Origin of the sequence: Burkholderia sp. SRS-25 (genome assembly GCF_004343765.1) — a bacterium.
Classification (GTDB): Bacteria; Pseudomonadota; Gammaproteobacteria; order Burkholderiales; family Burkholderiaceae; genus Burkholderia; species Burkholderia contaminans.
This window is the reverse complement of sequence record NZ_PTXM01000018.1, coordinates 39251-52047: the sequence shown is the minus strand read 5'-3', so window position 1 is coordinate 52047 and position 12797 is coordinate 39251. Positions and strand designations below refer to the sequence as shown.

Genomic DNA, 12797 nt, shown 5'->3' with positions numbered 1-12797 from the left:
GACTGAATGAACGGGAATCCGTTTCTGAAAATACAGGGCCTGGGCCGGGCGCTGATGCTGCCGATCGCGGTGCTGCCGGTTGCCGGCATCCTGCTGCGGCTCGGCCAGCCGGACGTGTTCAACATCAAGATGATCGCCGACGCCGGCGGTGCGATCTTCGACAACCTGCCGCTGCTGTTCGCGATCGGCGTGGCGGTCGGTTTCGCGAAGGACAACAACGGCGTGGCGGCGCTCGCGGGCGCGATCGGTTACCTGATCGAAACCGCGATCATGAAGGACATCGATCCCAAGCTGAACATGGGCGTGCTGTCCGGGATCATCGCGGGTGTGGTCGCGGGCCTGCTGTACAACCGCTACAAGGACATCAAGCTGCCGGACTACCTTGCGTTCTTCGGCGGCAAACGGTTCGTGCCGATCATCACGGGGCTGGTCTGCGTGATACTCGGCATCGCGTTCGGGTACGTCTGGCAGCCGATCCAGCATGCGATCGACGCGGCCGGCCAGTGGCTGACGACGGCGGGCGCGATCGGTGCGTTCGTGTTCGGCTTCCTGAACCGCCTGCTGCTCGTCACCGGCCTGCACCACATCATTAACTCGCTCGCGTGGTTCGTGTTCGGCAACTTCACGCCGCCCGCCGGCGGCGAGATCGTGCACGGCGACCTGCACCGCTTCTTCGCGGGCGATCCGACCGCGGGCACTTTCATGGCCGGCTTCTTCCCGATCATGATGTTCGGCCTGCCGGCCGCGTGTCTCGCGATGCTGCACGAAGCGCCGAAGGAACGCCGCGCGATGGTGGGCGGCCTGCTGTTCTCGATGGCGCTCACGTCGTTCCTGACCGGCGTGACCGAGCCGATCGAATTCAGTTTCATGTTCCTCGCACCGGTGCTGTACGTGATCCACGCGGTGCTGACGGGGCTGTCGCTCGCGATCTGCCAGATCCTCGGCGTGAAGCTCGGCTTCACGTTCTCGGCCGGCGCGATCGACTACGTGCTGAACTACGGGTTGTCGACGAAGGGCTGGATCGCGATTCCGCTCGGCATCGCGTACGGCGCCGCGTACTACGGGCTGTTCCGTTTCTTCATCCGCAAGTTCAACATGGCCACGCCGGGCCGTGAGCCGGCATCGGCCGATGCGGCCGAGCAATCGTACGCATCGGGCGGCTTCGTCGCGCCGGCGGCAGGTGCCGCGGCCACGGCTGCCGCGCCGCGTGCGCAACGCTACATCGCCGCGCTCGGCGGGGCAGGCAACCTGTCTGTCGTCGACGCGTGCACGACGCGCCTGCGCCTGACCGTCGTCGATCCGGAGAAGGTGTCGGAGCCGGAGCTGAAGTCGATCGGCGCGCGCGGCGTGCTCAAGCGCGGCGGCAACAGTGTGCAGGTGATCATCGGGCCCGAGGCCGACATCATTGCCGACGAGATGCGTGCCGCCATCGGCAGCGGCGCGGCAGGCGCAGCATCGACGGCGACGGCCGCCGCCGCACAGCCCGTCACGGGCGCGGCCGCCGGCCCGCTCGATCCGGAGCCGATGCGCTGGCTCGCGGTGTTCGGCGGCGCGACCAACGTCGTATCGCTCGATGCGGTAGCCACCACGCGCCTGCGTGTGGTCGTGCGCGATCCGTCGGCGGTCGATCGCGAGCGTCTCGGTGCGCTCGACGTCGCGTGGGTGTCGCTCGACACGTTCCACATCGTCTGCGGCAACGCGGCCGCACGCTATGCCGAACAGCTCGGTGCGCGCCTGCCGCCGTCGGGCAGCGGGGCGGCTGCTCAACCGGCCTGATGCTGATGCGATGAAGCCGGCCTGATCCGCGCTGCGGGTTCGGACCGGCCGGCAAAACGAAAACGGCTTGCGATGCGTCGCAAGCCGTTTTTCCTTGGTGCGGGCGACGGCGCGATGCGTTCGCCTGCGTCGCGCCGTCGCGCAGCCATGCAACCGCTCAGCCGGTCACGGATTCGTCAGCGTGAAGGTCGGCTTCCGGTAGCCGACGCCGGCCCGGTCGAGCTTCGGCAATTCGCGTTGCGTGAGCAGCGTCGCGAAACCTGCCCAGTCGCGCTGCAGCGCGGCGACGTCGACGTGATGCGTGTCGCCGCGCTTGAAGCGCACGCCGGCCGCATACGGCAGTTCCCAGTCGGCCCGGTGCCATGCGCGCTCGGCGAGCGCGAGCAGCCGAGGATAGGCCATGTATTCGAGGAAGGTGTCGTTGCGCATCACCTCGCCCCACGCCTGCCCCTGCATGCCTTCGATGCGCGGCGCGGGGCCCGTGCCCGTCACCTCGAACGTGTTGCCGTCGCGGTCGCCCATCACTTCGGCGTTCTGCGGCAGGTTCTCCGGTGCGAGCGAGAACACCTTGTACTCGTCCGTCGCGTGCGAGCCCCAGTAGTAGCCGCGCTCGCGCGGGTTGAGCGTGTACGGGAAGTCGAAGTACAGGTAGTCGGGCAGCGCGAGCACCGTCAGGTAGCCCTTGCCGCTCAGGTCGCGTGCGCTGTCCGATGCGCCCCAGAAGATCGTGTCCCACAGCGACACCATCACGTGGCGCGTGCTGAAGTCCTGCGGCCCGTTCGCATGCTTGATGCCGTCCTGCCACGCGGCCATCGTGTCGATCCCGTTCGCGTTGACCGCCGCGCTCACCTGTTGCGCGAAACGCGTCGGCAGCTCGTCGATCGACTTGATCTCGCCGCGCTGGAGCAGCGCCGTGCATGCGGGCGAACGCGCCCACGGCTTGTCCTGCGCGGCGAGGTCGATGCGCCCCTTGTTCGGGTCGGTGCCGTTCAGTGGCTGGAAGCCCCCGCCGAGGAAGATGTTCTTCGCCTCGTCGCCGCCGTAGTGCCAGGTGTGAAGGGGCGCCTGCGCGTCCGCATGCATCGCCGCGATCTCGCGGATCACCTTCGACGCGAAATTGAGCGCGCCCGGCACGCACGGGTTCAGGTCGCTGCGCCGGTCGTAGAACTGCACCGTCGTCAAGTTCGACGTGTCCTGCGGATCGAGCAGCCGGTATGCGTTCGCTTCCTGCTCGCGGCCGGCCGCATGCAGCCGCTTGTAACGCGCCTCCATCGTCACGACGGCCGCGCGCGCATGCGCGGGCATGTCGATCTCCGGGATGATCTCGACGAAATGCGCGGCCGCGTAGCGCACCAGCGACACGTAGTCGTCGCGCGTCAGGTAGCCGCCGCCGGAGCGGTTGTCCGGGCCGGAGCCGAGCTGCGGCAGCAGGCAGCGCGTCTCGCTCGGGTCGTGGCAGCGGCGTCCCCCGATCTCGGTGAGTTCGGGCAGGCCGGGAATCTCGATGCGCCAGCCCTCGTCGTCGGACAGATGCAGGTGCAGGCGATTGAGCTTGTACGCGCTCATCTGGTCGATCAGGCGGCGCAGCGTCGCCGGATGCTTGAAGTTGCGCGCGAGATCGACGTGCATCCCGCGATGCGTGAAGCGCGGTGCATCCTCGACGAGCATCGCCGGGATCGGGCCGCCGCCAACGGGTGCGAGCGAGTAGAGCGTCTGCACGCCGTAGTAGAGGCCGGCGCGATCGTACGCTTCGATGAACGCACCGCGCGGCCCGATCGCGAGCCGGTAACCGCCCGGCGTCGCGATGTCGGCCGGCAGTCGGCGCGGCGCGACCACCCCCCATACCGGCACGCGTGCGCCGTCGAGCCCGAGTGTGCTTGCGCGTTCGCGCAGTGCCGCGACCTGTGCGTCGGGCAGGTTCGGCAGCGTGAGCTCGACGCCGCGCAGGTCGAGTGTGCCTGGCAGCGGCTGCTCGCGCTTCACGCTCGGCAGCGCGCGGCTCGCGTCGGGCCGCGCGGCGACGGGCGGCGCATTGCCGGTCGAGTTGTTCTGCGCGTCGGCCGGCAGCGATTCGACGTAGCGCAGCTCGTCGTCGGTGTCGTTATAGCGGAGCACGGCGGGCGGCGCTCCATCGACGACCACGTACGGGCGCGGGATCACGTCGCTGTACCGCAGCAGCCAGTATTCGGCGACGAACGGCAGCTCGATGCGCTCGCCGGGTGCCAGCCGCACCGAGCCCGGTTGCGGCGTCAGTTCGTACAGGTCGCCGGTGAGCCGCCGCAGCGCGAAGCCGGGGCGGTCGATCCGCAGCAGGCGGCGGATGCTGTGCAGGTAGAGCTTCCAGCCGCCGTCGGCGATCGCCTGGTGGCCGCGGTTCTGCAGGATCAGGCGGCCGGTCGCGCAGGCCGCGCCGTCGGCGCCGAGATCGGCGCACGGCACGCCGGCCGCGGCCGCGTGATTGTTGTCGACGGCGACTCGCAGCGCGAGGCCGTTCGACAGCAGCGCCGCGAGATCGGCCGGCGGCACGGGTGGACGGACGGTGCCGGCCGTCGCGATCGCCGCGCTCGACGCTGGCAGCGCGCCGAGCGCGACCGGCGACAGTGCCGCGATCAGCAGGCCGGCAAACAGGGTGGACAAGGTTCGGTTCATGCGGACTCCTGAGACAAAAGGGGGCGTAGTGGCGTCACGGGGATGACGTCGCTGCGAGCGGGTCTTTCAACGGAGCTGCGGGGACAACAGGGTGCGGGGGCGATGCGGCTGCCCCGCGCGAAGTCGGCACGCGGGCGCGTGCGTTACGGAACGGGGGGCGGGCAGGCGTGCCGGTCGGATCGGCACGGGCGGGTGCGCGTCTTCATCGGCGGCGCACGGCAGCGGCTGCTGCTGATGTTGATGCTGTGACGACGTGCCCATGGGCCAAGGCGCGTGCGCGACCTGCACGGTCGAAGACGGTCGCGCTCGCCGACGGCGCACAACCGGCCGCCGCGTGCCGACGACGAGACGGCGCGCAAGCGCGCGCCCCATACGGGATTCGCATGTCTCCCCCACCGGAAGGATTCGGCCTGTCAGCGACCGTGTCCAAAGATCTTATGAAACCTTTTATTGGTATTCAAGTGGTATCAATCTGGCGCTAAATTGGCATCGGTGTGACGGGCCTGTCCGGCCGGCCCGGGGCGAAAAAAAACCTCGCGCGAGGCGAGGTTCCTTCGGGACGGCGGCGGCGCGATCGGCCGCGCGCGTCAGTCGTGGCGAACGCGTGCTTCCTGCGTCTTCTGCCGCGCTTCGAGCCACATTGCATTGACGATGCCGAACGACAGCGCGACGCCGATACCGAGAATCCAGCTGAAATACCACATGATCCGACTCCTTGCGAAACGGTGGGCGAGGGCACGTGCGCGCCCCGGCCCGGTTCAAAGCATCAATACATCGAATGCTTGTTCTCTTCGAGCACCTCGCGCGTGACCTTGCCGCGCATCACGCGATACACCCAGCTCGTGTAGAGCAGGACGATCGGCAGGAACACGATCACCGCGAACAGCATCACCTGCAGCGTCATGTGGCTCGACGTCGAATCCCATACGGTCAGGCTGCTGCGCGGGTCGAGCGACGACGGCATGATGAACGGGAACATCGAGAAGCCTGCGGTCAGGATCACGCCGGTGATCATCAGGCCCGTGCAGAAGAACGCCGTCTTTTCCTGCTTCGAGCCGGCGAGCAGCAGCGCGAGCAGGCCGCCCGCGATCGCGACGACGGGTGCCGCGATCATCCACGGATACTCGCCGTAGTTCGCGAGCCACAGGCCCGAGCCCGCGGCGACGTCCTTGAGCAGCGGGTTCGCGACCGTGTCGGTCGGTGCGGCGTGCGTGATGTGGAAGCCGCCGATATACGACGCGATCAGCACGCCGGCCAGCACGAACAGCACGACCGCGAGGAACGACGCCACGCGCAGCGCGACCGACGCGCGGCGCGCGATCACGCCTTCCGTCTTCATCTTGATGAAGGCCGCGCCGTGCGCGACGAGCATCGTGAGGCTGACGAGCCCGCAGAGCAGCGCGAACGGGTTCAGCAGCGCCCAGAAGCCGCCGTAATAGGTCACGCGCAGGTCGCTGTCGAACTTGAACGGGACGCCCTGCAGCAAGTTGCCGAACGCGACGCCGAACACCAGCGCCGGCACGAAGCCGCCGACGAACAGGCCCCAGTCCCAGCCCGCGCGCCAGCGAGGGTCCGGCCGCTTGCTGCGGTAGTCGAAGCCCACCGGCCGGAAGAACAGCGCGAACAGCACGAGCAGCATCGCGAAGTAGAAGCCGGAGAACGACGCGGCGTAGACGAGCGGCCAGGCCGCGAACATCGCGCCGCCGGCCGTGATCAGCCACACCTGGTTGCCTTCCCACGTCGCGCCGACCGTGTTGACGATGATGCGGCGCTCGTCGTCGGTCTTGCCGAGGAACGGCAGCAGCGCGGTCGCGCCCATGTCGAAGCCGTCGGTGACGGCGAAGCCGATCAGCAGTACGCCGACGAGCAGCCACCAGATCAGCTTGAGAGTTGCATAGTCCATAGCGATTCCTTGTTCGGTTGCGACAGCGTGCTCAAACCGCGGCCCGCTCGCCGGCGGCGGCGAGTTCGTGGTGATAGCGGCCGGTATGCAGCGACGACGGGCCGAGGCGTGCGTACTTGAACATCAGCTTGATCTCGATGACGAACAGCGCAGTATAGAACAGGATGAAGCCCGCGAGACTCAGGTAAAGGTCGCTCGGCTGCAGGCTCGACGCGGACAGGTGCGTCGGCAGTACGCCGGCGATCGTCCACGGCTGGCGGCCGAGCTCGGCGACGATCCAGCCGAATTCGATCGCGATCCACGGCAGCGGGATCGCCCACACCGCGTAGCGGAGGAACCAGCGGCGGTTGTCCTGCAGCAGTTCGCGGCGCGCGCAGAACCAGAATGCAGCGATGAACGTCGCGACGAACAGGAAGCCGAGGGCCACCATGATCCGGAACGAGAAGAACACGGGTGCGACCGGCGGGATCGTCTTCTTCGCGGCGGCCTTGATCTGCTCGGGCGTCGCATCGACCACGTTCGGCGTGAACTGCTTGAGCATCAGCCCGTAGCCGAGATACTGCTTGTGCTGGTCGAACAGCGCGCGGGTCGCGTCGCTCGTATCGCCCTGCTTGATCTTCTGCAGCGCGCCGTACGCGACCATCCCGCTCTGGATGTGCTCTTCGCTGTGCTTCGCGAGCTCGCGCAGGCCGATCACCGGTTCGTCGATCGAGCGTGTCGCGATCAGGCCGAGCGCGTACGGGATCTTGATCGCGTAGTCGGTGCGCTGTTCTTCCTGGTTCGGAATGCCGATCAGCGTGAACGACGCGGGTGCCGGCTGCGTTTCCCATTCGGATTCGATCGCGGCGAGCTTCATCTTCTGCACTTCGCCGGTCGTATAGCCCGACTCGTCGCCGAGCACGATCACGCAGAGCGTTGCCGCGAGGCCGAAGCCGGCCGCGACCGCGAACGAGCGGAGTGCGAAGTCGATGTCGCGTTTCTTCAGCAGGTACCACGACGACACGCCGAGTACGAACATCGCCGCCGACACGTAGCCGGCCGATACCGTGTGCACGAACTTCACCTGCGCGACCGGGTTGAACAGCACGTCGAACAGGCTCGTCATCTCCATGCGCATCGTCTGGTAGTTGAACTCGGCGCCGACCGGATTGTTCATCCAGCCGTTCGCGACGAGGATCCACAGCGCGGACAGGTTCGAGCCCAGCGCGACGAGGAACGTGACCATCAGGTGCTTGACCTTCGACAGGCGGTTCCAGCCGAAGAAGAACAGGCCGACGAAGGTCGATTCGAGGAAGAACGCCATCAGGCCTTCGACCGCGAGCGGCACGCCGAAGATGTCGCCGACATAGTGCGAGTAGTACGACCAGTTCGTGCCGAACTGGAATTCGAGCGTGATGCCGGTCGTCACGCCCATCGCAAAGTTGATCCCGAACAGCTTGCCCCAGAACTGGGTCATGTCCTTGTAGACCTGCTTGCCGGTCATCACGTAAACAGCTTCCATGATGACGAGCAGCCAGGACAGGCCGAGCGTCAGCGGCACGAACAGGAAGTGGTAGAGCGCCGTGATGCCGAACTGCAGACGCGACAGATCGACGACTTCGCTACTTATCATGGTGGTCTCCCTCGGTGGATGCAGGCGCCGGTACCGAGAGCAGCTTCTCGGCGACGGCGGCAGGCGGCAACGACATGTGCTCGGCCTGCGGATGATTGAAGAATGCGTATTTGAGCGACATCAGGAGGATCAGCTTGACGATCAGCACCAGGGTGATGTCGCGGGCGAGGGTCGGGCCGCGTGCCCACGCGGCAATGCGCGCGCGCCAGCCGATCGTTCCGGCCGGCCGCGGCGGAGGCGGCGCAGGCTCTTTATTGATCGAGATCAAGGTGATTATCCTGAATCGATTTAGGTGCGATTTGGGGCGACTTTACGTCGGATTTGTGACGGCCGTGAAGCTGTTTTAATCCTTTTGCGCCTGACATGCCAATTTTAAAATGACGGCTTTCCGATGCGGAGTGCTGCGCTGCGGCAGACCGTCGCGAAACACGGGCCGAAACTTGAGGCAGATCAAGGTTATGCGGAAGGGGCCCGCAAACGGCCTATTACCTGACGAATCAGGTCAATTAATCCGCACTGAAACGCGCCGAAAAACGAACGAAAAAGCGAATGACAAGTAGCGGAAAAGCCGGGCGAAAAAAAACCGCTGCCGGTCGGGCAGCGGTTTTTGATGAAGCGTTCTAAGTCGCAGCGATTTACGCGTATTCGGCGAGGGCAGTGCGCATCTTTTTCATCGCGCTCGCTTCGATCTGGCGGATGCGTTCCGCCGACACACCGAACTCGGCGGCGAGATCGTGCAGCGTCGAGCCGCCCGAGCCGTCGTCGTCGACGTGCAGCCAGCGCGCCTCGATGATGCGGCGGCTGCGCGCGTCGAGTGCGCCGAGTGCTTGCGCGATGCCGTCCGTCTGCAGCGTGTCGCGCTGACGCGCGGCCAGCACGGCGGTCGGTTCGTTGTGCGAGTCGGCCAGGTAGGCGATCGGCGCGTACGATTCCTCGCCGTCCTCGACCTGCCCTTCGAGCGCGATGTCGCCGCCCGACAGGCGCGTTTCCATTTCGGTAACGTCTTCGCGCTTGACGTTGAGTTCCTTCGCGAGGCCGTCGATTTCCTCGGGCGTCATCGCCTGCAGGCCCTTCTTGTGGCTGCGCAGGTTGAAGAACAGCTTGCGCTGCGCCTTGGTCGTCGCGACCTTCACCGTGCGCCAGTTGCGCAGGATGTACTCGTGGATCTCGGCCTTGATCCAGTGAATCGCGTACGACACCAGGCGCACGTTTTGCGCCGGGTCGAAGCGCTTCACCGCCTTCATCAGGCCGATGTTGCCTTCCTGGATCAGGTCGCCGTGCGGGAGGCCGTAGCCGAGATAGTTGCGCGAGATCGACACGACGAGCCGCAGGTGCGACAGCACCAGGCGGCGTGCCGAGTCGAGGTTGTTGCCTTCGCGGAATTCGGTCGCGTACTGGCGTTCCTCTTCGACCGTCAGCAGCGGAATGCGATTGACGGCCTGGATATACGCGTCGATGTTGCCAAGCTGGCCCGGCAACATCGATTGGGCTGCGAGCGCCAGCGAGCCTGCCGATGCGGCCTTGGCCGGCGTCGGGCTCAGGGTGTTCGGGAGGGTCAGGGCGTTGCTCACTAAAAACTCCTTTGGAATCAGGGACAAACCCCCGGTCTCGGATGAGATTCCGGGAGCCATCTTAGCACTCCCGGAAACCGAGTGCTAATTCCTTAGAGCAAGCGTGGGCATCGGAGTTCCCGTTTTTTCTATCGGGCAAGTCGAGTCGATAGTCTATTCTGCGACAGAGGATACGCAGAGAAGTTCCGTAAGCCGTTGTTTCTGATGACAATCGGTAGGCGATTTCAATTTTTGTCGTTTTGGAAGCAAGCCATTTCGCTTTGTGATGCCGATCCGAAAAGTCCTTTACCATACCATTCAGTTCGCTCGAGCCGGCCGAAGCGGCGGGCTCCATTCAACCCACAAAGTTGGAGTGACAGATGAACAATAAGAAGAATCGCCGGCCCCGCAGCCGGCTTGCGCTGCACGCGATGCTGGCGGCGTCCCTTCTGGGCGGATCGGGCGCGGCATGCGCGGATCGATGGGGGATTCAGGCTGGCGGCGGTTTTTCGGATCGCCATGGGGTCGACAAGGCCGATCTCGGCGTGGTGTGGGATCCGGGCTGGAACTGGTGGGAAATCGGCGGCTGGCACTTCGCGTTCGTCGTGGAAGGGCACGCCGGTTACTGGCACACGGGCGGCAACGTCCACGGCAACATCGGCGAATTCGGCGTGACGCCGATGTTCCGCTTCATCAAGAGCGCCGGGGAGATCCGCCCGTTCATCGAGGCCGGCGGCGGCGTCAGGCTCCTGACGCACCCGACGATCTCGGATCGCTTCTCGATGGGCACGGCATTCCAGTTCGCGCCGACGGCGGGGGTGGGCGTGCAGTTCGGCCAACGGCAACAGTATCAGGTCGGCTACCGTTTTGAACATGTGTCTAACGCGGGTATCAAAGAGCCGAATCCTGGTATAAATTTCCACCAGTTCTACTTGCAGTACAACTTCTGATCCGCACGCCCGCGCACGGCGTGCGCGTTGCCGAGGAGTCAGGCGATGGCGAAGGTGGTCGATGCGATCCGCGCGCTCGAGCGCGATCGGTTCCGGGCGATGGTGGACGGGGACGGCGAGGCGCTCGACACGCTTTTGTCGGACAAGGTGTTCTTCGTGCACACCAACGGCAAACGCGAAACCAAGCAGCAGTTCATCGACGCCATCGTCGCCGGCCGCCGCCGCTATCGCCAGATCGAAATCCAGTCGCAGGACGTACTGCCCGTCGGCGATGAAACCTGCGTCGTCACCGGGCGGGCGTTGATCGAGATGGAAACGAACAACGGCGGCCTGGTCTTCCCGATTGCCTATACCTCGGTCCACACGCACGAGCAGGGTCGCTGGAGCCTGTTCGCGTGGCAGGCGACGCGGTGCGCGACCGACACATGAGCGCGCGTGGCGCTCCTTTTCATGTCCCGACCGAAGCGGCCTTCTGGGCCGCTTTTTACTGCCTCATGCGGCGCGGATCGCGCGGCGCACGGGCGGTCACGCCCCGCTCGCTGACGTTTGAATCGTGAAACGGAACCGCGCGCTCAGGCCGCCGCGCGGCGATCCGCGCAGTGCCAGGCCGAGCGGTTGATCGCGCTGACGACCGCATCGAGCGCGGCGCTCGACGCATCGGCATGCAGGCCGACGCCGTGCCGCAGCGGCGCATCGCCGACCCGGCAGCCGACCGATACCGCGATCCGTCCGTCCGTCGTGCGGGTGTGTTCGCACGACGCGACGTTGATCGCCGTGCCGGCGGCCGCTGCGAATCCCGCGGCCAAACGTCGCACGGCCTCGTCGGGCGTGGTATCTGCCGCAGGCGCTGCCGCGATCTCGCGGTTCTCCCAGCGCGCGCCGTTGCCGTGTCGCGCGGCCGGCCCGTCGGTGTCGAAGAATTCGCGTTCGAACAGCGCGCAGATCGCATCGCCCGTCACTTCCTCGCCGGACGCGTCGGCGAGCGTCTGCACCGCGCCGCTGAATTCGATCTGCACGCGGCGCGTCGGCGTGAAGCCCATCCCGCGTTCGAGCAGGAACGTCGCGCCGCCCTTGCCGGACTGGCTGTTCACGCGGATCACCGCGTCATAGCTGCGGCCGAGGTCGGCCGGATCGATCGGCAGGTACGGCACTTCCCAGGCCGCGTCGGGGCGCTGCTGCGCGAAGCCCTTGCGGATCGCGTCCTGGTGCGAGCCCGAGAACGCGGTGAACACGAGGTCGCCCGCGTACGGGTGGCGGGGATGCACCGGAATCTGGTTGCAGCGTTCGACGACGCGGCGCACCGCGTCGATGTCGGAGAAATCGAGGCCCGGATCGATGCCCTGCGTGTAGAGATTCAGCGCGAGCGTGACGAGATCGACGTTGCCGGTGCGTTCGCCGTTGCCGAACAGGCAGCCCTCGATGCGGTCGGCGCCCGCGAGCAACGCGAGTTCGGCCGCCGCGACCGCGGTGCCGCGATCATTGTGCGGATGCACGGACAGCACGATGCTGTCGCGGTACGCGAGGTTGCGGTCCATCCACTCGATCTGGTCGGCGAACACGTTCGGGCCCGCGGCTTCGACGGTGGCCGGCAGGTTGACGATCATCTTGTGATCGCGGGTCGGCCGCCAGGTTTGAGCGACCGCGTCGCAGATTTCGCGCGCGAACGTCAGCTCGGTCATGCTGAAGGTTTCCGGCGAGTACTGGAAGGTCCACTGCGTGTCGGGGCGCGCGGCGGCGTGTTCCTTGATGATGCGCGTGCCATCGATCGCGAGCGCCTTCACGTCGGCCTTCGACATCCCGAACACGATGCGGCGGAACGACGGGCACACCGCGTTGTACAGGTGCACGATCGCGCGCGGCACACCTTCGAGCGCATCGAACGTGCGGGCGATCAGGTCCTCGCGCGCTTGCACGAGCACTTCGATCGTCACGTCGTCGGGAATCCGCTTGTCGTCGATCAGCTTGCGGACGAAATCGAAGTCGGTTTGCGACGCCGACGGAAAACCGACTTCGATCTCCTTGAACCCGATCGCGACCAGCATCTCGAAGAACTCGAGCTTCTGCTCGATGCTCATCGGCTCGATCAGCGACTGGTTACCGTCGCGCAGGTCGGTGCTCATCCAGACGGGCGCGCGCTCGATGGTGCGCGACGGCCATTTGCGGCCATTGAGGCGGACGGGCTCGAACGAACGGTACTTGTCTTGCGGATTGCGCTGCATCTTCTGGACCTCGGGTCTCAAGTCGCGAGCGAAGACGGGCGGCATGGGCGACGGTTGGCGCTGCCTCGCTCCGCGGCACGTGAACGCGCTGCGGATGCGGATGATCTTCGCGAGTCGGCCGACGGATAGACGGACGAA

The 12797-nt window shown here is 66.1% G+C and carries 10 protein-coding genes; 3 read left to right on the top strand and 7 right to left on the bottom strand.

Translation table 11 applies throughout. The annotated features are described in order from the left end of the window. The first annotated feature begins 6 nt into the window (after positions 1 to 6). Positions 7 to 1776 (top strand): N-acetylglucosamine-specific PTS transporter subunit IIBC, encoded by a 1770-nt coding sequence (nagE, locus tag C5O79_RS24580; protein ID WP_122474355.1) that lies wholly within the window; start codon positions 7 to 9, stop codon positions 1774 to 1776. Between the two features lie 165 nt (positions 1777 to 1941). Here the strand turns inward: nagE and C5O79_RS24575 are convergent, their stop codons facing one another. From C5O79_RS24575 to rpoH, 6 genes are all read right to left on the bottom strand, one after another. Beyond that, entirely contained in the window at positions 1942 to 4425 is a 2484-nt protein-coding gene (locus C5O79_RS24575) for a family 20 glycosylhydrolase (protein WP_122474354.1), read from the bottom strand. A gap of 587 nt (positions 4426 to 5012) precedes the next feature. Then, the gene (cydX, locus tag C5O79_RS24565) at positions 5013 to 5129 is read right to left on the bottom strand and encodes a cytochrome bd-I oxidase subunit CydX (protein ID WP_011353251.1); all 117 of its coding nucleotides are present in this window, start codon (positions 5127 to 5129) and stop codon (positions 5013 to 5015) included. Positions 5130 to 5191: 62 nt separating this feature from the next. Continuing rightward, positions 5192 to 6328, bottom strand: coding sequence for a cytochrome d ubiquinol oxidase subunit II (gene cydB / locus C5O79_RS24560; protein ID WP_122474353.1), 1137 nt, complete (start codon positions 6326 to 6328; stop codon positions 5192 to 5194). A 31-nt stretch (positions 6329 to 6359) separates the two neighbouring features. Further along, positions 6360 to 7940 (bottom strand): cytochrome ubiquinol oxidase subunit I, encoded by a 1581-nt coding sequence (locus tag C5O79_RS24555; protein WP_046544375.1) that lies wholly within the window; start codon positions 7938 to 7940, stop codon positions 6360 to 6362. Continuing rightward, positions 7930 to 8214 (bottom strand): cytochrome oxidase putative small subunit CydP, encoded by a 285-nt coding sequence (cydP, locus tag C5O79_RS24550; protein ID WP_174242123.1) that lies wholly within the window; start codon positions 8212 to 8214, stop codon positions 7930 to 7932. The genes C5O79_RS24555 and cydP overlap by 11 nt, the downstream gene beginning before the upstream one ends. A 361-nt stretch (positions 8215 to 8575) precedes the next feature. After that, positions 8576 to 9511, bottom strand: coding sequence for an RNA polymerase sigma factor RpoH (gene rpoH / locus C5O79_RS24545; RefSeq protein ID WP_046544376.1), 936 nt, complete (start codon positions 9509 to 9511; stop codon positions 8576 to 8578). Between the two features lie 359 nt (positions 9512 to 9870). Between rpoH and C5O79_RS24540 the strand changes: the two genes are divergently transcribed. Next, positions 9871 to 10440, top strand: a complete 570-nt coding sequence (locus C5O79_RS24540; RefSeq protein WP_046544377.1) for an acyloxyacyl hydrolase — start codon at positions 9871 to 9873, stop codon at positions 10438 to 10440. A gap of 45 nt (positions 10441 to 10485) precedes the next feature. Next, positions 10486 to 10869, top strand: coding sequence for a nuclear transport factor 2 family protein (locus C5O79_RS24535; protein ID WP_046544378.1), 384 nt, complete (start codon positions 10486 to 10488; stop codon positions 10867 to 10869). Positions 10870 to 11012: 143 nt separating this feature from the next. Here C5O79_RS24535 and leuA read toward each other — a convergent pair whose 3' ends face one another. Beyond that, positions 11013 to 12659 carry a 2-isopropylmalate synthase gene (leuA, locus tag C5O79_RS24530; RefSeq protein WP_122474352.1) on the bottom strand — a complete coding sequence of 549 codons (1647 nt, stop codon included), beginning with the start codon at positions 12657 to 12659 and terminating at the stop codon, positions 11013 to 11015. Positions 12660 to 12797: the final 138 nt, after the last annotated feature.